The following is a 20,954-nucleotide window of genomic DNA, read 5'->3' as shown; positions in this document are numbered from 1 at the left end:
TGCCCGTTTCGTCACGGACACCGGGCGCAGGTGTGTGCACGGCAGACGCGTACCGGCGGCCCCGGTGTCCGCTTTGTCCAGCTGCGTCGTCCGCCGAGAGTGTTACAGGTGGGAATAGACGGGGCGAACCCATATAGTCGACTCCGACTGTGTACGGCCTTACCCGTCAGGGGGGTCGTATTCGCGTGCGCCCGCGAGGCAACTGCGAACAAACAACATAGAAAGGCCCCCATGCGAAGCTCCATCGCACGTCGTGCCGCCGTGTTCGGCTCCGCCGCGCTGCTGCTCCTCGGTCCGGTCACCGCCTCTGCTCAGGCCGATCCGGTCGAGCCGGGAGTGTCCGGCCAGGCCGCCAAGCTTCCCGCGGAACTGATCGACGCAATTTCGCGTGATCTGTCGCTGAGCCCGGACCAGTACCTGGAGCACGCCGAGCTGGGCCAGAAGCTGGCCGAGTTCGCGAAGATCGCCCGCACCCAGTTCCCGGACGCCTTCGCCGGAACGTGGCTCGACAACGCAGGCACCCCGATCGTCGGGCTCGCCGACGGCGCCGACAAGGAGGCCGCCGTCGCCGCAGCCGACAAGGCGGGCTTCGAGGTGAAGGATGTGGCACAGAGCGAGAGCAGCCTGCAGGCGCAGGTGAAGTCGCTCGGCGGGTGGCTGGACACCCAGCCGCCCGCCGTAGCCGATCTCGTTCGCGGCGTCGCCATCGACATCGTCAACAACGACCTCGTGCTCCGCGCCGACAACGTGGGCGGGTTGCAGCTTCCGGACTTCCTGAAGGGCGCCCGCGTCGTGCAGTCGCCTGCGACGGCCGCTCCGCTGCCCTCCACCGACCTCACCCCCATCGCGGAACCGCTGCCCGCCGACGCCCTGCTGGGCGGCGACGCGTACGGCTCGCTCGGTGGCGGAGTCGGGCTGCGCTGCTCGCTCGGATTCAACGGCACCGACGGCTCGGGCCGGCCCGTGAACATCACGGCAGGGCACTGCGACCCCAACCGGGGCGCTGCAGGCACCTCGGAGGCGTCCGAGGCGTTCTCCCTGGTCCAGGGTGGCACCGGTCCGCGGATCGGCACGTTCGCCAAGACCAGCCTGGACATTCACGACTACTCGATCATCCGGGCCGACGACGACGCCGCCCGACGGTTCGAGAACAACGGCGTCCGGGTGCCCGGTGCGGCGCCGGTCGCGATCACCGGAACCGCCGACCCGATCGTCGGCGCCCCGGTGTGCAAGTCGGGTCTGACGACCGGCTTCACGTGTGGTCGTGTCACGTCCGTCGCGCAGACCGTCGCGGTCGGTGAGCGCACGCTGGCCGACAGTTTCTCGACGAGCATGTGCGCCCTGCAGGGCGACAGCGGCGGCACCATCGTGACCGGCACGTTGGCACTGGGCATCTCCAGCGCCTCCAACGTCGGGCAGTACCCGATCTGCCAGGTCGCGGACGTCGTCACGTTCGTCCTCGGCGAGAGCCCTGAGTTGTTCGCGACGCCGATCAACGAGGTGCTGGCGGAGAACCCGGGTCTGCGCGTGCGCACCTCGTAACGCACCCCACCGACGACGACGGCCCGCTTCCCGGAAGGGAGGCGGGCCGTAGTCGTCTGTGGCGGATCACGACTTGTCTTGCGTCATTGTGGCGCCGGCGACCCCCGCAGGGCCACACACCATTTCGCGGTGGCTACCGATCAGGCGGTGGGTTCGGGCGCGGGCGGGACGAACGGGGTGTTGACGGTGACGAGGTACTGGATTCCGAGGATCACCAGCGCGGCACCGCCGACGAAGATGGTTCCGGCCAGCCCGCCGGCGGCGAATCCGGCCAGCAGTCCGCCGAGGCAGCCGACCGGCGTGCCGACTACGGTCACGGCGAACAGTCCGCACCCGACCGCGAGCCCGACGACACCGAAGATGACACCGAAGATCAGGCCGCCGATCAGCGCCGCGTCACGGGTGTCGGTGACCCGGAAGGCGCCCGCGTCGATCGACGTGATCACGGACGTGCCCTCGGCGCGGGCCTCGTAGCCGATGTCGGCAGATTCCTGCTGGGCCAGCGGGGCCGCGTGTGCGGTCCCGGCAGAGATACCGAGCGCCGCGACGACGAGGACCGCCGCTCCGGTGAGGGCCCGCATATTCCGTGCGAACCGGCCGCTCATGCCGTGGGTTCCGGTGCGACGAACGGGCTATTTATCGTGTTCAAGTGCTGGATGCCGAGGACGACCAGGGCGCCGCCGCCGACCACGATGGTGCCCGCGAGCGCGACGACGGGCGCGACGATCAGCGCACCTCCGATGCACCCTGCCACCGGCCCGGCGAGGCCGAGGAACGGTATCACCAGGGCAGCCGTCCCGGGGATGATGCCGATCGCACAGCCGATGGCCCCGCCGATGATGGCGGCGACGATCGCGGTGATCGCACTCGTGATGCCGAGTTGCTGCTGGAAGTCGTCGAGCGCGCGGTCGTCGCGTTCCTGCTTGTCCTGCGGTGCGGCCACGTCGTCGAGGGTGATCCGCTCCGACACCGGGACGGGGGTCGCTGCCGACGGATCCATGTTCGGGACGAGTCGCAGGACGCGCGCGGACTCGTCGACCGCGACAGAGAACGGATGCTGCAGGTCGTCGACCCGGAAGAACGTGGGAATGGACGCGACGACGCGGCCACTGTCGTCGACCACGTCGACGGTGTCGTGCGCGGCATTGATCGCTGGCAGGCCGGCTCCGCCGCTGTGACGAGGTTCACTTTCAGAAAGTGCATACTACGACGAACCGCCCGCCTCCGGAAGGACGACGGGCGGCGTCAGGGGTAGTGCAGCCGGGCGGCTACTTCACCCACTTCGTCGTGCCGGGCGGTGCGTTCAGCGTGTTGATCAAGTCGATACCGGCAATGGCCAGCGTGGGGCCACCCACGACGATCGTGCCGAGAACCGCACCGATTCCCGCGCCCGTCACACCGAACGGCAGGCATCCGAAGATCGCGACCGGCGTCCCGACCGCGCAGCCGACGGCGAATCCCAGGATTCCGCCCACGATGGTGCCACCGAGGCTGCCGACCGTCGTGGCGATGCCGAGCTGCTGCTGAAACGCCGACTGTGCCCTGGTGTTCTCGTCGATCGACGCCACGTCGTGCAGCGCAATCGGCGTGATCTTGTCCTCGGGCGCGACCGGCGTTGCCGCGGCCTTGTCGACGCTTGGTGTCAGGCGCAGCGTCTTTCCGTCCTCGGTGATTTCTTCTTCGAAGGGGAACTGCAATCCGTCGAACCGGTACGCGAGCGGGAGCGAAACAACAGTTGCCCCACCAGCATCCTTGATCTCGACGGCCTTCCCGTCCGAAGCGAGCGCGAACGCGCCGGCATCGATCGTGGTCACGACCGTGCGGTCTTCGATGTGGGCCTCGTATCCGATGTCGGCGCCGGGCTCGGCCACGGGTTCCGCGATCGCCACCCCGGATCCGGTCGCGAGCACACCCACCAAAAGTGCCGAAGTCGTAACGAAACGACGCAACTTCATTCCATCCCCTTAAGGTCTCGACCCCATCCGCTGCTAAACAGTAACTTGCTGCTGTGACAGATCCCAATTGAGGTTCGACTTGAGAAAAAGCGCTCCTAAACTCGCCGGGGAAGGGCTATAGCCATTGCACCCGGAACGGCGCCGAGATCGTCTTCCAAGAATGAGACCAATCATCCATGTGTTATTCCCACGCAAAGCGGGGAACCGGTCGGTTTTTCGTGGAGACCGGCCGCACACGACTCGGCCCCGCCGCGTGAGACATGACGGGGCCGGACGACTGAGGCGAGGGTTCTACTCGTCCCGGTCGACGTAGATCGACGTCCCAGGGGCGGCGTTGTACGTCTCCCACAACTGGTATGTACTGACACCAAGAGTGGGACCGCCGGCGACGATCGTTCCGATGACCCCACCGATACCCGCTCCGGTCACGAGACCGGGCACACATCCGGCAGGAAGTGTTGCGATACAACCGATTCCGGCTCCAGCAATGGTTCCGACCAGACTGCCGACCGTGACGAGGATACCCACCTGCGCACCGAACTGGCCGAACGCCCTGTCGTTCTCCTCGCGGGACGCGACGTCGTGGAACGGCAGCGGGAGAACGGCGGGTGCCGCCGCCGACCTTGCGTGGGAATCTCCGGCAGCAAGACCCATGGCGCGTCCGCGGGCGCCCGCCGTGACTACAGCTCTTCTCACGATCATTGATGCATCATTTCAGGACAGACGCGACGAAGTACCGATGTGATCGACGTGCACCGCGCGGCCCCGGTTCGACCGCTCGCCAGGGCCGGAAAACACGCTCGGCCAACAGCGGAATCACGGTCGGTGCCCATTGACGAAAAAGTCATCGAGCGCGCAAGTTGCCGATCAGTAGTGATGCGCATGCATGCAATTCACGCGAATTACGAGCCATGAACGGCGTCACACGAGACGAATTCCGAGCGGCATCAACAGGAGCGCACAGGACAGTTGCCGCCGTTATCCGACCGCAACGCAACCGCGGCGAATTCGTGACGAAAACTGCAACTGGAGCGGTCCACCGGGGGCTGTCGGGCAGCCCCGCGAGGCCGTCGGCCGAAGTTAGGGCGACCTTGGGTGAACGCCGCAAATTCGACCCTTTAACGTGGCGAACAGAAAGTCCGGTTGTGGCATGCACCACATGCCTCATCGGCGCCCCAGCTGCAGATATCCCGCTTGAGCCCGGTAAGTTACCCACAGGTAGGCTCAATAAGTTACCAGTGGGTAACTTAGCAAGCGTTAGGATCACGAGCAGTCCCGAGGTGGCCGCCCTGCCGCCCTGAAACGAAAGGCCGCGACATGAATGCCCTGACGATCACGTTGGGCACCATCGGCGTGCTGCTGAGCCTCGTATGTTGGTTCTCCTTCATCACAGGCGCATTGAAGATGGTCAACGTCGTCCGGATCGGCCAGTCGGCCCCGGATCGATGGCGCCCCTTCTTCCCGCGCTTCAAGCAGATGTGTGTCGAGTTCATCGCCCACACGCGCATGAGCAAGTTCCGCACCGTCGGCTGGGCCCACTGGCTGGTCATGGTCGGCTTCATGCTCGGAGCCGTCGTGTGGTTCGAGGCGTACGGCCAGACGTTCGACCCGGAGTTCCACTGGCCGCTGGTCGGTAACACCGCCGTCTACCACTTCGTCGACGAGATTCTCGGCCTCGGCACGGTCATCGGTATCACCACGCTGATCGTCATCCGCCAGCTCAACCACCCCCGCGTGCCCGCGCGGCTGTCCCGTTTCGGTGGCTCCGACTTCAAGGCCGCGTACTTCGTCGAGGCCGTCGTCCTCATCGAGGGCCTCGGCATGATCTTCGTGAAGGCCGGGAAGATCGCCACCTACGGCCACTCCAACCCGTGGACCGACTTCTTCACGATGAACCTCGCGAAGCTTCTTCCCGCGAGCCCGAACATGGTTGCGTTCTTCGCCTTCGTCAAGCTGATGTCGGGCATGATCTGGCTCTACGTCGTCGGCCGCAACATCACCTGGGGTGTCGCGTGGCACCGGTTCGCGGCATTCGCGAACATCTACTTCAAGCGTGAGGACGACGGCGACGTCGCACTCGGTGCCGCCAAGCCCATGATGTCCGGTGGCAAGCCCATCAACATGGAGGACGCCGATCCCGACACCGACACGTTCGGCGCCGGCAACATCGAGGACTTCTCGTGGAAGGGCTGGCTCGACTTCACCACCTGCACCGAGTGCGGACGCTGCCAGTCGCAGTGCCCCGCATGGAACACCGGTAAGCCGCTGTCCCCGAAGCTGCTCATCACGTCGCTGCGCGACCACGGTTACGCCAAGGCTCCGTACCTGCTCGCCGGTGGTCGCAAGGACATGGGCGGTGACGAGGTCGGCCTGGTGAACGGCGAGGGCGCCGTCGACGACGCCAAGCTGGCGGCGATCCCCGAGGCGGCCCGCCAGGAGGCCGAGCGCAAGCTGGTCGGCGAGACCGTCGAAGGCGAGCTGGCCCCGGTCATCGACGCCGAGACGCTGTGGAGCTGCACCAACTGTGGCGCATGTGTCGAGCAGTGCCCCGTCGACATCGAGCACGTCGACCACATCATCGACATGCGCCGCTACCAGGTGCTGATCGAATCGGAGTTCCCGTCCGAGCTCGCGGGCCTGTTCAAGAACCTCGAGAACAAGGGCAACCCGTGGGGTCAGAACTCCAAGGACCGTCTCAACTGGATCAGCGAGATGGACTTCGAGATCCCCGTGTTCGGCCAGGATGCCGACAGCTTCGAGGACTACGAGTACCTCTTCTGGGTCGGCTGCGCCGGCGCCTACGAGGACCGGGCCAAGAAGACCACGAAGGCCGTCGCCGAACTCCTCGCCACCGCAGGCGTGAAGTTCATGGTGCTCGGCGCCGACGAGACGTGCACCGGTGACTCCGCTCGCCGCGCCGGCAACGAATTCCTGTTCCAGCAGCTCGCCATGCAGAACATCGAGTTGCTGAACTCGGTCTTCGACGGCGTCGAGCAGCGCAAGCGCAAGATCGTCGTCACCTGCGCCCACTGCTTCAACGCGCTCGGCAACGAGTACCCGGAGGTCGGCGGTGACTACGAGGTGGTGCACCACACTCAGCTGCTCAACCGCCTGGTCCGCCAGAAGAAGCTGATTCCGGTCGCCTCCGTCGGTGAGGACATCACCTACCACGACCCCTGCTTCCTCGGCCGCCACAACAAGGTCTACGACGCTCCCCGCGAGCTGATGGAAGCCTCCGGCGCGAAGCTGAAGGAAATGCCCCGGCACGGCGAACGGTCCATGTGCTGTGGTGCCGGTGGTGCCCGCATGTGGATGGAAGAGAACATCGGCAAGCGCATCAACATCGACCGGGTCGACGAGGCGCTCAGCACGGATCCGAAGAAGATCGCGACCGGCTGCCCGTTCTGCCGCGTCATGCTCACCGACGGTGTCACGGCTCGCCAGGAGTCCGGCCAGGGTGAGGGTGTCGAGGTCGTCGACGTCGCCCAGCTGATGCTCTCGTCCATCACGCGTCTCGAGCCGGAGAAGCTGACCGAGAACATCAAGGTCGTCCCCCGCGAGAAGCCGGCCGAACCGGTGGCAACCGAGGCCAAGGCCGCGGTGGTCGAGAAGGAACGCGTCGAAGAGGTCGAGGAGGCCGCCGCGACTCCGGCCGCCACGGAAGCTCCCGCGGGCAAGGGCCTGGCGATGAAGGGCCTGGCCAAGGCACCCGGAGCGAAGGCCCCCGGCGCCAAGGCACCCGGCGCGAAAGCACCCGGTCCCGGCATGGCGGGCGGGGCGAAGGCTCCCGGCGGCAAGGGGCTCGGCATGGCAGGCGGGGCGAAGGCTCCCGGCGCCAAGAAGGCTGCTCCCGCTGCGGCGGCTGACGCAAGCTCCGAGGCTCCGGCAGCGGAGGCACCCAAGCCGAAGGGCCTCGGACTCGCCGGCGGCGCCAAGGCACCGGGCGGCAAGGGTCTGCAGATGAAGGGTGCCGCCAAGGCTCCCGGCGCGAAGACCGCCGCTCCGGCAGCCGACGCACCGGCCGCTGAGGCTCCCGCCGCCGAAACGCCCGCTCAGGACGCACCCGCAGCGAAGCCGAAGGGGCTCGGACTCGCGTCCGGCGCCAAGGCACCGGGCAAGGGCCTGCAGATGAAGGGCAAGGCGAAGGCTCCCGGAGCGAAAGCTGCCCCGGCCGAGCCGGCGGTCGCCGCAGCCGAGGCTGCCGCACCCCCGGCTGCCGAACCGGAGGTCGTCGACACCTCCTCCGCCTCGGAAGCTCCCGCAGCCGAGGCTCCGAAGGCTCCTCCGGTGGCGAAGGCCGGTGGACTCGGTTTCAAGAGCGGTGCCAAGGCTCCCGGAGCCCGCAAGTCCGCGGCTCCCAAGGCCGCAGCACCGAAGGCCGAGGCGCCCGAGGCTTCCCCGGCTGAAGCACCCCCGGCCGAGGCACCGAAAGCCGAAGCACCCGCGGCCGAGGCTCCGAAGGTAGAGGAGTCGAACGGCGACGGGTCCAACGGCAAGGCACCGGAGACGGCGCAGGCCCCGCCGCAGGCCAAGCCCGGTGGGCTCGGTTTCAAGGCCGGCGCGAAGGCACCGGGCCGGAAGAGCTAGCCGACAGCAGTGACCAGCGACGCCCCCACCGATCACGGTGGGGGCGTCGCTGTTTTCTACCGCGGCCCGGCGCCACCGCGTCCCAGCCCTCCGCCGCCCATCGGCTGAGCGGGCGCCGGGTTCTGCACGGTGTATTCCTGCGCCGTGTCATTCCCCGCGGTGTCGTCCCCCGCGGTGTCGTCCTGCGCGGACTGGTCGGCGGACGATGCCTGTTCGACGGACGAGGTGGTGGTCGTCGTTGCAGAGGGCGTGTCGTCCTGGCCGATCAGTTGGGTCGCTGCCGCGCCGCCGCCCAGGAGGACGAGAGCGGCGACACTCGCCGCGACCATCCAGCCCCGGATCCCCGACTTCGGCGCCTTCCTGACCGGATCGATGGTTTGTGTGACAGCCGGTGCGGGCGGGGAAACGGGCCTGGTCGGCACTCCGGCGGATGCGGAGGGAGGCAGTACACGCGACGTTGCCGCCTCGATCGGTCGCGGCGGCGCCGGCGGCTGCACCCGCGGTCCCGGCGCCGACATCACCCGGGAACCCGACTGCCGGAGCGATGCCCGCTCGGCGATCACCGCCGCGCCGCGGGCGGACGCCGTCGCCGGTTCCGGCGAGACGACGAGGGGGACGTCCACGGCAGTCGACAGCAGTTCGGTCACGAGCGGAACCGCCGCTCCGCCGCCGAGGAGGACGACGGCGTCGACGGGGGTGCCGGTCTCGGAGAGTCGTTCGAGTTCACGTGCCACCGCGTTCGCAGCGTGGGTGAGTGAGCCACGGATGACGTCCTCGAATTCGGAACGCATGACACGTATCTGGCGTCGGATGCCGGGAAGCTCGACGGTCACCACGGCGGACGTGTCCTGCGACAGCCGCTCCTTCACGATCCGGCAACGGGCCGCGAGTTCGGCCAGCGCACCGCGGTGAGTGGGATCGTCGACGTCGAAGTCCGGGTCCGCGTTCTGTACCAGCGCGACCACATGCCCCATCAGCAATCGGTCGGCGTGGTCTCCGCTGAAGTCGGTGCTCCGCGTCGATGGGCGCACACCGAATTCGGCGCCGCGCCTGGTGGCCACGGTCAGGTCGAGGGAGTGGGCTCCGACGTCGCACAGCAGCACTGTGTCGTAGTCGTCGAGTTTCTCGACCCGGGCGACCCACGTGAGTGCCGCAGTGGTTTCGGGGATCGCGGTGACGGTGCGGTTCTGCAGCAGACCCCAGCGGCGGATCTCGTCCTCGAGTTCCTCCACCGCGTATCCCGACCAGCCCGCCGGGGCCGCGACCACCACATGGTCGGGTTCCGGGGTGCGGCCGCGGATCAGACAGTCGAGCGCGGTGGTCACCAACTGCGCGGCCGGGGTGCGGGTCCCGTCGTCGCCGATCACCGGAACCGGGTCACCGACTCTGTCGATGAAGTCACGAAAGACGATGCTGCCCTGAGGAAGCGACCCTGCACGGTGCGGCCCGAGCCTCGGTGCGCTGCTGGATGACAGCGCGAGTTCGGCGGCGTGCCGCACCACCGTGAATCCATCGTGCTCGTGGTGCGCCTGCGATTCACCGTGCATCTGTGCGGACACGAACGAGTCGGAACCCATACTGATCCCCATCGATGTCCGCATGTCGTGATCTCCATTCCGTGGTACCGCAGGCGGATTTCCTGCCGGTCGAAACGCTAGACCGCTTTCCTGTACCGACCGCTGTGCACTTCCTGCGATGTTCCTGTGTGCGTGGAGGCGCACGCCCCTAGCGAAGGTGCAGCGTCCTCCCATGGTCTTCCCAGGAATGGTCCATAACGTCGTCGGCAGTCGCCTCGAAGGGGCAAACCCGAGATGAAGGAGCACTCATGACGAGAAGCGAAATCCACCCGTCGGCTGTCCTCGACCACGACGTCCGCGCCCCGCACGCCGCGATCGACGCACGGGCACCGCAGCCCGACCTGGGCGGCGCGCCCCATGCGGCGGACCTACTGCGCGACGGACTCGACGGGCTCCTGCGCGACCTCCGCCCCACGAACCCGACCGGCGAGCACCCTGCTCAGCACGGTGAGCAGCAACAGAATTCGCATCAGACTGACGGCCCCCGCGACAACGACAGTCGCGGGTTCGAGAACACCAGTGATCAAAACAACGGCCGCGACGAGACCAACCACCAGGGCAACGCCGGCCACCAGGACAACACCGGCCACCACACCACCGACACCGGCCACACCGCGCCCGGCAACCAGGCCCGCGAGAACGACAGCACAACCAACCACGACGGACGTACCGACGGCAACAATGTCGCGGCCCACGAGAACGTGCAGGCCGGACCATCGACGTCGTTCGGCAACCCGGGCCGCGGCGAGTCGGCCGTGAACTCGGGCGGCGCGTCCGCGTCTCAGCCGGCATTCGGTCAGGGCAACCCGGTTGCGACGCAGCCGTCGACTCTGGCACCCACGTCGGTGTCTGCGCAGACGTCGTCGGCCGTGCAGCCCGCCGCGGCCGGTCCGGCGACGAGTGCGGCGCCCGCAACGACGACGTCCGCGGCCCAGCCGATCACGGCGACCCCGGTGTCGACGCATTCCGATGCGGCGGTGACCTCGCACCCTCTCGACACGACGATCCGGCAGACGAACATCGAACCTGTCTCGGCGACGACGACGTCCGACACGGACAGGAATCAGACTCAGACTCAGACTCAGAATCAGGTTACGGACCAGCAGAGCACGCGGGGTGCGGAGACTGCCTCGGTCACCGGCGACGAGGGAGCGCGAGCAGCGTCGACGGACACCACCCCGACCAACGCCGCCCAGACCGACACCGCCACGCAGAACGCGACGGCACCCACCGCGGATCTCGGCCGAACCGAGACGGCAACGACAACCACGGCCACAGCACCCGCCGCCGACCTCGGCGAGTCCCAAGCGGCCACCCAGTCCACCGCGACCACCACCACGACGGCGAGCAGTGATCTCTCGTCGGCGGACCACACGTCCGCGGTCAGCACGCTCACGAACTCGACGTCGGACACCGGACTCAGCCATGACACTGCAACGACCGACACCACAACGACTGACACCGCGACGACGTTCGACACCACCACCTCGTACGACTCGAGCACCTCGTACGACTCGAGCAGCGCATACGACTCAAGCACATCGCTGGACGCGACGAGTCTCTCGTCAGGGTTGACGGCCGATTCCGGCAGCACGCTCGACACCCACGATCAGAGCCTGGCTGCGACGACGACCGTCGACCAGCACGTGTTCTGACCTCGACGTGGCGGGACCGCCCACTCCCCTGCAGCGGTCCCGCCACCCCCCTCTCTCGAATGCCCGTCACCGACTCTTGCGGAGATCATGAACGCCACCCTCGAATCCTCAGCCGCCAACGCCCCTATGCGCCCGAATCTTCCCGCCGAGACCGCTGCGTCGATGACGGCGCTGCTGTCGCGGTTGGCGGCGCTGACCCGGACTGCGGGTCGCGGCGATCTCCTGACCCGGCTGTCGCACACCGAGTCTCGTCTCGCCGATCCGCGGACGCGGGTGGTGGTGCTCGGTCTGACCGACAAGGGTGTCAGTTCCGTGGCGGGCGCGCTCGTCGACGCGGACGTGTCGGCGGCGGCACGGTCGCGGCAGGAGCCGGTGGTCGTCGAGTACGGGCCCGTCGCGGCGGATCCGGATTCGACGGTCACCCTCCCCCACGACCTGCTCGCGGAGGGTCTGGTGCTGGTCGACACGCCCGGTTTCTCCGGTCACGCGCCGGCCCGCGCGGCGGACACGCTGGCACTGGTCCCCACGGCGGATGCGGTGCTGTTCGTTTCCGATGCGAGTCAGGAATACACCGAACCCGAGGTCGCCCTGCTGACGCAGGTGCACAAGCTGTGCCCGATGGTGATCTGCGTCGTCAACAAGATCGACTTCTATCCGCGGTGGGCAGACATCCAGAAGGCCAACCGCACCCACTTGCAGAATGCGGATCTCGCGCTGCCACTGCTGCCGGTGTCCGCGATGATGCACGCGGACGCTCTCGAGGCGGGCGACGATGCGCTCGACGTCGAATCCGGCATTCCGCAGCTGGTCGACTATCTTCGCACCCAGGTGGTCGCGAAAGCGGATGTGGTGCTTCGTAATTCGGTGATCGCCGACGTTCGGACCGTCACCGACCACCTGTCGCTGTCGCTGAGCGCCGAACTGGACACGTTGCGTGATCCGCAGCGCGGCGCCGCACTCGTCGAACAGATGACCCGGGCCCGCGCGGCGGCGGATCAGCTCCGGCAGCGATCCGCGAACTGGCAGTACACGCTGGCCGACGGCGCGATCGAATTGATGACGGACATCGAGCACGACCTACGTCATCGTCTGCGCACCGTCATCCGCGCGGCGGAGGAGGACATCGGCAAGTCCGATCCCGCACCGCGGTGGGAGGAGTTCGGATCCTGGCTCGACGGCGAAATCGCGACGTGTGTGAGGGAGAACTTCGTGATGGCCCACACCCGTTCGCAGGCCCTCGCGCTGTCGGTCGCGGGGCGCTTCGCCGAGGACGGCAAGGTCCCGGTTCCCGCCCTGCGCATCGACAATGTGGATCACGTGCTCGAACCCGTGAATACGCTCGAATCCCTGGAGAGCGCGCAGGGTTTCACGCAGCGTGTCCTGTCCAGCATGCGCGGGTCGTACGGCGGTGTGTTGATGGTCGGTCTCGTCACGAGCCTGGCCGGCCTGGCATTGGTGAACCCGTTCTCGATCGGCGCGGGAGTGCTGCTCGGCGCCAACACGTATCGCGAGGACCGCAAGGCGCGCACCGCCCGCAGGCAGGCGGAGGCGAAGGTGGCGGTGTCGAGGCTGATGGACGACGTGATCTTCCAGGTGGGGAAGGAATCGAAGCAGCGGCTGCGGGAGGTGCAACGCGTCCTGCGCGACCACTTCACCGACCTGGCGAACGAGATGCTCCGTTCTGTCGACGATTCGCTGCGTGCGGCGACGGAGGCGTCGAAGATGCACGACGATCACCGTGCTACGCGGTCGGCGCAGATCCGCACTGAACTCGACACGTTGCGGCAGATCCGAATGCAGGCCGCCGGATTCGCGGGGAAGGTGGCGGTATGAGCGTCACTCGTCTGGGCTCCCAGACCCGGCAGTTGATCGACGCCGCCCGGCACGAACTGCGCAACGACCCTGCCACCGGCGAAGAACTCCGGCACTGCGGCGCCCGCCTCGAGGAGCCACTCCGCGTCGCGCTCACCGGCACGCTGAAGGCCGGCAAATCGACGCTGCTGAACGCCCTCGTCGGCGAGGAGATCGCACCCACCGACGCCACAGAGTGCACCCGGGTGGTCACCTGGTTCGAGCAGTCCGCGACGCCGCGCATCGATCTCACGCACGACTCCGGACGCCGGACGCGACTGCCCGTGCACCGGGACGAGGGCAGGCTGTCGCTGGACCTGGGCACGGTGACCGCGGATCGGGTCGAGCGGCTGCAGGTGGGGTGGCCGTCTGCGTTGCTCGGCGAGTTCACACTCGTCGACACACCGGGAACGTCGTCGAATTCGCGGGACGTGTCGGCGCGGACCCGGGCGCTGCTCCTCCCCGAGGACGGGCCGTGCGACGTCGACGCCGTCGTCTACCTGACCCGGGGCACCGACGGCGCGGACGTGCGGTTGCTCGACCAGTTGCAGACGCGGGTCGGCACGGCGGCCGGCCCGCTGGGCATCGTCGGTGTGCTGTCGAGGGCCGACGAGGTGAAGGGCGGCCGCGAACGCACCCTCGACGCGGCCCGTGCCGTCGCCGACGACGCGGGTCGCCGGGTGCAACGCAGCCTGCTGCACATGGCGGGACTTCTCGCGCTGCGCGGTCGCACTCTGCGTCAGACCGAGTTCGACGACCTGGCGGTACTCGCCACCGTTCCGGACAGCGTGCTCGAGTCCGCGCTGCGTTCGATCACCCGCTTTACGGCGGAGGACACCGACCTCGTGCTGCCGCCTGCGCCGCGGCGCGACCTCCTCGAGAGTTTCGGCCTGTTCGGTATCCGGTTCGCGGTCATGCTGATCCGCGCGGGCGCGACCGACGCGCCGGCGCTGGCCCGCGAGTTGACGGCGCACAGCGGCCTCGAGGACCTGCGCCGCACGCTGCATCTGCAGTTCGGTCAGCGCAGCACCGAACTGAAGGCCCACTCCGCGCTCCGGACGCTCAAGGCCGTGCTGGCCCGGACCCCGTCGTCGGCGAGTCGCAGCCTGAGCCGGGCGGCGGATCGCCTGCTCGCCGACACCCACGTGTTCCGGGAACTGCGGGTGCTGTCGGGCCTGCGCTCGACTGGTCTGCAGCTCCGGGACTCGGACGTCGTCCTGCTCGAGCGAGTGCTCGGCGGTGAGGGCATGTCGCCGCACACGCGCCTCGGCATGCCCGCCGACGCCGCCCCGGAGCAGATCTCACGCGTCGCGCTGACGGCTCTGCGATTCTGGCGGTCCCAGGCGGGACGCCCGACCATCGACACGGCGACGGTGCAGGCCTGCGCGTGTGCGGCGCGTTCCTGCGAGGCCCTACTCGCGCGCTGACCGGCCGGTGCGTGCAGACCTCGGTGGCGGCTTCGACAGCGCCGCGACCGCAACTGACCGGGTCACCCATCACGTTGCTTGTTCTCCCAGTGCCTCGTTCAAGATCGGGCCGGCGACGGCAAGCGCGTCAGGTGACGTCATCTGCCAATGCGTGACTGCCACGGCGTGGTTGTGCACCACTCCCGTGACCGCGTTCTCCCATCCGCGGGCCGCCCTCTCGCCGGTGGCATCCTCGGCCGCCGCGGTGAAAAACACTATGTCTCCGTCGAAGCGCGCAGGCCGGTACTCCGACATCAACCTCGAGTTCCGGTCTGCCGTCGACACGAGCCGCCCCACAACCTTCTCCGTCTGCGCTACGGAGTGCCCGAACATTTCAGCCAACGCGGCAGCGAGACCGCCGAGGCTCGGGTCGGCGATGCGCTCGACTGCTGTCCCTTCGATGCCGAACCCACCCAGCAGCTCACTCACCGAGACATCCGTGGCCGACTCTTCCTCGGCCACCCCTGCACCGGCGAAGCTGTCCATCATGGCCAGCAATTCCACACTCTCGCCGGCTGCCTGAATCCGGACCGCCATCGCGTGTGCGATGACACCGCCGAGTGACCAGCCGAGCAGTCGGTACGGACCGGATGGCTGGATATTACGGATCTCACGGACGTAACGGTCCGCAAGGTCATCGAGAGACTCGGGAAGATAGCTGTCCTCGAGAATCGACGGACTCTGGATCCCATAGATCGGCAGATCAGGGTCGATGTACTGCCGTAACCCCGAGTAGCACCACGACAGACCGACGATGGGATGGATACAAAACAGCGGCGCCCCCGCTTCACCGTCCGCCCGGATCGGAAGCAGCGGCTCGAACCCTTCCCCTGCCGTACCCGTGGCTCCGTTCTCGATCCGGGCGGCCAATGCTTCGACGCTGGGATCGGTAAACAGCCACTGCAACGGGACTGCCGCACTCAGGTCGTGCTGCAATCGGGCGACGATCCGGGGCGCGAGAAGGGAGTTGCCGCCCAGCGCGAAGAAGTCGTCGTCCAGCCCCACCTGTTCGACACCGAGAATGTCGGTGAAGGCCGCGGTGACGATACGCTCGACGCGCGTCGTCGGCGCCCGGAACTCCCGCTTCGTGAACCCCGGGGCCGGTAATGCCTTCCGATCGAGCTTGCCGCTCGCGGTCAGAGGCAATTCGTCGAGCACCATCAGTACATCCGGCACCATGTACCGGGGCAGCGACCTGCCCGCCGTGGCACGGGCCGATTCCACGTCGACCGACCGACCCCCCGCGGGGGCCACATACCCGACCAGCTGCTGGCCGAAGTCGCCATCGTGCACGATCACAACGGCCTGCGCGATCGACTCCTGTGCCACCAGCGCGGTCTCGATCTCGCCGAGCTCGATACGCAGCCCACGCACCTTCACCTGAGAGTCCAACCGACCCAGATACACCAGCTGCCCGCGTGGGTTCCACCTGACCACGTCTCCCGTCCGATACAGACGCGTCCCTGCTACCCCGAACGGATCGGCCACGAATCGCTCCGCCGTCAACCCCGGGCGGCGATGATAGCCGCGTGACAGCTGCACACCCGCCAGATACAGCTCTCCTTCGACCCCGATGGGCACTGGGTGGAGTCGTCGATCCAAGACCAGTGCGGTGGTGTTCCATACAGGTGCACCGATCGGTACCGATTCCCGCTCGAGTCCGTCGCATCGGTGGGACGTCGCAGTGACCGCACATTCGGTGGGACCGTACTTGTTGTCGAGACGAGCATTCGACCGCGACGCCCATCGCGCGGACACTTCCACCGGCAGTTCTTCGCCACCGGCAAACACACACCGCAACGAATCCGGTAGACACACCTCGGGATCGGCCAGGAGCACCGCCAACATCGACGGTACGAACGCGGCCACGGTGATACCGGCGTCTTCCATCAGCGACAGCAGATAGTCCGGATCCCGATGTCCGTCGGGACGCGCGACGATCATCCGGGCACCGACGGCCGGCGGAACCAGTAGTTCCCACATCGATACGTCGAACGTCACCGGCGTCTTGTGCAGCACGACATCGGAGTCATCGAACTCGTATTCCGCAGCCAACCAAGACATTTGGTTGACAATCGCGCGGTGGCTGACCGCAACACCTTTGGGCCGTCCGGTCGATCCCGAAGTAAAGATTACGTACGCCAGATTGTCCGGCCGTGCGGATGCCACGACTTCGGACTGCCCAACCGGGTCGGACGAATACGCCGACAAGTCCAGGGTGTCGATGTTCAGCACTCGATTCCGAGACGTGACGAATCCGCCTCGGGAGGTGGACAGGACACACACGGGTGCTGCGGTTTCCAGGATGTAGTCGTTGCGTTCCGGGGGTTGGTCCGGGTCCAAGGGCACGAATGCGGCACCGGTTCGGAGCACCGCGTAGATCCCTGTCACCAACTCCAGCGACCGGCGCATCCCCAGGGCCACCACGGACTCCGGTCCCACCCCCTCGTCGATCAATCTGCGAGCCAATCGGTTCACCCAAGCAGCGAACTCGGCGTACGACAGCGACTCGTCGTCATACACGACCGCCATGGCGTCCGGTGTTCGGGCCACCTGCGCATCGAATCCGTCGAGCAGCAGTCCCTCCGGGACGTCGTGCCCCGTGATGTTCCATTCGCGCAACATCTGACGCCGCTCGTTCTCTTCGACGATCGCGATGTCGCCCACCGGGATCATCGGATCATCCACCACCGCTTCGAGAACTCGCACGAACCGCCCCGCGATCTCGCGCACCGTCGCGCTGTCGAAAACATCCGTCGCGTAGGCCAGCCGTCCCACGAAACCATCCGCGCCGTCCGCCGACTCACCCACCGTCATCGACAGGTCGAACTGCACCGCTTGCCGATCGACCTCCACCGGCGAGACAGTCAATCCCGGAAGCGTCACCGCGGGCCGACTGAAATTCTGGAACGCCAACATCACCTGGAACAACGGAGAGAACGACTGCGACCGAATCGGATTCAACTCTTCCACCAATCGCTCGAACGGAACATCCGCTCGAGAGAAAGCCTCGAGATCGACATGGCGCACCCGCCCCAGTAGCTCCGCGAATGATTCGCCCGGCTCATACCGAGCCCGCAGTACCAACGTATTGACGAACATGCCCACCAGATCGTCCAACGCCGCATCCCCACGGCCGGCGACCGGCGAGCCGATCGCGATATCGGTCGACCCACTCAGCCTCGCCAAGAGCACCGCCAACGCCGCATGCACCACCATGAACGGCGTCGCACCCGCGTCTCGCGCCAGCGACACGAGACGCGCCACCGTTGTCGCCGGCACGGTGAAATCCACGCTGGAACCGAGGCCCGTCCGCATCGGCGGCCGTGGCCTGTCGGTCGGCAGCGCGATGGCATCCGGCAGCCCGGACAACGCACCCGCCCAGTACGCGATCTGCTGCGCCATCAGCGACCCCGGATCGTCCTCCGAACCCAGCACCTCCCGCTGCCACATCGCGTAATCCGCATACTGCACCGGCATCGGCGCCCAGGACGGCTCATGTCCTGCGTGCCGGGAGGCATATGCCACCAGCATGTCTCGGACCATCGGTCCCATCGAGAAGCCGTCCGCGCAAATATGGTGCACCACCACCGCCAAGACGTGCTCGGACGTCGACACCCGGTACAGCGCCCCGCGCACCGGCACCGACTCCGTGACGTCGAATCCCGCCGTGAGCAATGCAGCCACCCGCATCCGCAGCTCTTCCTCGCCCTCGACCGGAATCGTCGTCAGGTCCAGCGACACTCCCGACGCGTGCACGATGTTCTGTGTCGGCCCGTGGTCCGAATCCGGGAACACCGTGCGCAGCGCCTCGTGCCGCGCAAACACGTCGAGCACCGAGGCCTGTATCGCTGCCACATCCAGTTCACCGGACAGGCGGACGACAAGCGGAATGTTGTATGCCGCCGACTCCGGGTCGAACTGGTTGAGGAACCACATCCGCTGCTGCGCCAACGACAACGGGATCCGCGCCGGCCGCACCCGACGCGTCAACGCCGGCCGCCCACCCTCACCAGCATGCTGCTCGGCCCGCACCGCCAGCGCCGCGACCGTCGACGCCTCGAAGATCACCCGAACCGGCACACGGGTGTCCAACGCCGCACCCAACCGGGACGCCACCTGCGTCGCAACCAACGAATTACCACCCAACGCAAAGAAATCGTCGTCCAGACCGACCCGCTCGAGCCCGAGCACCTCCGCGAAAATCCCCGCCACGACCTCCTCGACCGGCGTGGTCGGCGCCCGAAACTCCCGGACGACGAACGACGGCGCGGGCAATGCCCGTCGGTCGAGCTTCCCACTGGGATTCAACGGCAACTCGTCGAGGACCATCACCTGCGAGGGCACCATGTAATTCGGCAGCGTCTCGCCCACTACGATGCGCAGCGCCTCCGGGTCCAGGCCGAGGCTGGTATCGGCCACTACGTATCCCACCAATTGTTCGCCGGTGTGGGGATCGTGACGCAAGACCACGACGCTCTGTGCGACTCCGTCGCACCTGCTCAGCGCTGTCTCGATCTCACCGAGTTCGATCCGCAGACCCCGCAATTGCACCTGTGAGTCGATTCGCCCGACGAAATCGAGTCGTCCGTCTTTCGTACACCGCACCAGATCACCTGTGCGGTACATCAGTTCGCCGTCACCCGCGAATGGATTGGCCACGAATCGGGCTGCAGTGAGTGCACCGCGGGCATGATAGCCGCGGGCGAGCCCACTGCCCGACAGATACAGTTCGCCGATCACGCCGACCGGAGAGGGATGCAGCCTCGCGTCGAGGACAACCGCTCCGGCGCCCTCGATCGGGGTGCCTATCGTGATTCGTTGTTCCGGGGCGAGCGCCTCGGTCATGGAGATGATGATGGTGGTCTCGGTAGGACCGTAGCTGTTGAAGAAGCGGCAGAAGGGTGCGAACCTCGCGACCAACTCCGGCGGGCAGACGTCTCCGCCGACGACCACGGCCCGGAGTTCGTCGAGCCCGTCCGGGTCGACGATCCCCAGAGCCGCCGGCGCCGTGATGATGTGGGTGACCCGCTCGACGCGCAATAACTCCGCGAGCTCGCCGCCACCGATGATCTCGGGTGGCGCGACCACCAGGGTGGCTCCGGCACTGAACCCCGCGATCATCTCGAACACCGACGCGTCGAAGCTCGACGACGAGAACCTCAGCACCCGCGAGTTGCCGGTCAAGTTCAGCTCGGGGCGGGCGTCCGCACAGAACGACGCCAGCCCGGCATGGGTTACGACGACACCCTTCGGGACCCCGGTCGAACCCGACGTGTAGATCATGTAGGCCGCATTGGACAACGCCACCGTCCCACGGCGCTCGCCGTCGGTGATCTCTGCCGCCGAGAACTCGTTGCACAGTTCCTGCACTTCGCCCGCGGTGGGTACCAGCCAGTCAACCTTCCCCGGAGGCGATGTGGTGTCGGCACCGGTAAGACCGATCACGGCCCCGGAATCGACCAACATGTACTCGATCCGCTCGACCGGCAGTGCCGGATCGACCGGCACGAACCCGCCACCCGTCTTCGCGACCGCCCACACCGCAACCACTGATTCGATGGATCGCGCGAAGGACAGCGCGACAAACGTCTCCGGACCGACACCCCGCGAGATCAGCACTCGGGCCAGCCGGTTCGATCGGGAGTCGAGGTCCGAATACGACATCTCCACGCCACCGCAGGTCAACGCAACACCCGAGGGGTTCGACGCGACGCCGGCCGCCAGAATCTCCGGCAACGTCCGTGCCGGCACAGGCAGTGGCACCGGGGCCGCAACCGCGAGCACCCGCTGCCGCTCGGCCGGACCCAGCAAGTCGATGTCGCCCACCGGGATGGACGGATTCTCGACGACCGCGTCGAGCACCCGCACGAACGCCTCAGCGATGCTGCGCACCGTCGGCGAGTCGAAGATGTCCGTCGTGTACGACAGCCTCCCCACATATCCGCCCCCGGCCGACTCGCTCAGAGTCATCGAGAGGTCGAACTGCGCAGCCTCCCACTCGACCGTCACCGGTGAGACAGTCAGACCCGGCAGCTCCACCCTCGACGGCGCGAAATTCTGGAACGCCAACATCACCTGAAATAGCGGCGAGAAAGACTGTGAACGAACGGGATTCAGCTTCTCTACCAACCGCTCGAACGGCACATCAGCCCTGCCGAACGCCTCGAGGTCCGAATCGCGTACCCGTCCCACCAGCTCCGCGAACGACCGACTCGGCTCACAATGGGCCCGCAGTACCAATGTATTGACGAACATGCCCACCAGATCGTCCAACGCCGCATCACCACGGCCCGCGACCGGCGACCCGATCGCGATATC

The 20,954-nt window shown here is 67.2% G+C and carries 11 protein-coding genes; 5 read left to right on the top strand and 6 right to left on the bottom strand.

The annotated features are described in order from the left end of the window. Positions 1-231: 231 nt before the first annotated feature. Positions 232-1,542 carry a S1 family peptidase gene (locus MLGJGCBP_RS04515; RefSeq protein WP_160094207.1) on the top strand — a complete coding sequence of 437 codons (1,311 nt, stop codon included), beginning with the start codon at positions 232-234 and terminating at the stop codon, positions 1,540-1,542. Between the two features lie 140 nt (positions 1,543-1,682). Here the strand turns inward: MLGJGCBP_RS04515 and MLGJGCBP_RS04510 are convergent, their stop codons facing one another. From MLGJGCBP_RS04510 to MLGJGCBP_RS04495, 4 genes are all read right to left on the bottom strand, one after another. Further along, on the bottom strand, positions 1,683-2,147 hold the full coding sequence (locus MLGJGCBP_RS04510; RefSeq protein WP_236580919.1) for a hypothetical protein: 465 nt from the start codon (positions 2,145-2,147) through the stop codon (positions 1,683-1,685). Then, positions 2,144-2,665 (bottom strand): hypothetical protein, encoded by a 522-nt coding sequence (locus tag MLGJGCBP_RS04505; protein ID WP_236580918.1) that lies wholly within the window; start codon positions 2,663-2,665, stop codon positions 2,144-2,146. The genes MLGJGCBP_RS04510 and MLGJGCBP_RS04505 overlap by 4 nt, the downstream gene beginning before the upstream one ends. 145 nt (positions 2,666-2,810) lie before the next feature. Beyond that, a complete protein-coding gene (locus tag MLGJGCBP_RS04500) occupies positions 2,811-3,497 on the bottom strand; it encodes an ammonium transporter (RefSeq protein WP_160094206.1) in 687 nt (228 codons plus the stop codon). A gap of 291 nt (positions 3,498-3,788) precedes the next feature. Further along, complete coding sequence (locus MLGJGCBP_RS04495) at positions 3,789-4,199, bottom strand: hypothetical protein (protein WP_160094205.1); 411 nt, start codon at positions 4,197-4,199, stop codon at positions 3,789-3,791. Positions 4,200-4,814: 615 nt separating this feature from the next. Between MLGJGCBP_RS04495 and MLGJGCBP_RS04490 the strand changes: the two genes are divergently transcribed. After that, positions 4,815-8,084 carry a (Fe-S)-binding protein gene (locus MLGJGCBP_RS04490; RefSeq protein ID WP_160094204.1) on the top strand — a complete coding sequence of 1,090 codons (3,270 nt, stop codon included), beginning with the start codon at positions 4,815-4,817 and terminating at the stop codon, positions 8,082-8,084. A 56-nt stretch (positions 8,085-8,140) separates the two neighbouring features. Here MLGJGCBP_RS04490 and MLGJGCBP_RS04485 read toward each other — a convergent pair whose 3' ends face one another. After that, the gene (locus tag MLGJGCBP_RS04485) at positions 8,141-9,685 is read right to left on the bottom strand and encodes an Hsp70 family protein (protein ID WP_236580917.1); all 1,545 of its coding nucleotides are present in this window, start codon (positions 9,683-9,685) and stop codon (positions 8,141-8,143) included. Positions 9,686-9,909: 224 nt separating this feature from the next. Between MLGJGCBP_RS04485 and MLGJGCBP_RS04480 the strand changes: the two genes are divergently transcribed. The 3 genes from MLGJGCBP_RS04480 (at position 9,910) to MLGJGCBP_RS04470 (ending at position 14,594) form a co-directional block, all read left to right on the top strand. Continuing rightward, a complete protein-coding gene (locus MLGJGCBP_RS04480) occupies positions 9,910-11,316 on the top strand; it encodes a hypothetical protein (RefSeq protein ID WP_160094203.1) in 1,407 nt (468 codons plus the stop codon). Positions 11,317-11,403: 87 nt separating this feature from the next. Continuing rightward, positions 11,404-13,149, top strand: a complete 1,746-nt coding sequence (locus MLGJGCBP_RS04475; RefSeq protein ID WP_201452957.1) for a dynamin family protein — start codon at positions 11,404-11,406, stop codon at positions 13,147-13,149. Continuing rightward, positions 13,146-14,594, top strand: a complete 1,449-nt coding sequence (locus MLGJGCBP_RS04470; RefSeq protein ID WP_160094202.1) for a dynamin family protein — start codon at positions 13,146-13,148, stop codon at positions 14,592-14,594. Before MLGJGCBP_RS04475 ends, MLGJGCBP_RS04470 begins: the two co-directional genes overlap by 4 nt. A 69-nt stretch (positions 14,595-14,663) precedes the next feature. On the opposite strand, the gene MLGJGCBP_RS04465 is transcribed toward MLGJGCBP_RS04470, so the two are convergent. After that, on the bottom strand, positions 14,664-20,945 hold the full coding sequence (locus MLGJGCBP_RS04465) for an amino acid adenylation domain-containing protein (protein WP_268960726.1): 6,282 nt from the start codon (positions 20,943-20,945) through the stop codon (positions 14,664-14,666). Positions 20,946-20,954: the final 9 nt, after the last annotated feature.

The organism is Rhodococcus sp. T7, from assembly GCF_009872365.1.
Taxonomy (GTDB): domain Bacteria; phylum Actinomycetota; class Actinomycetes; order Mycobacteriales; family Mycobacteriaceae; genus Rhodococcus_F.
This window is presented reverse-complemented; position numbering and strand designations above follow the sequence as displayed.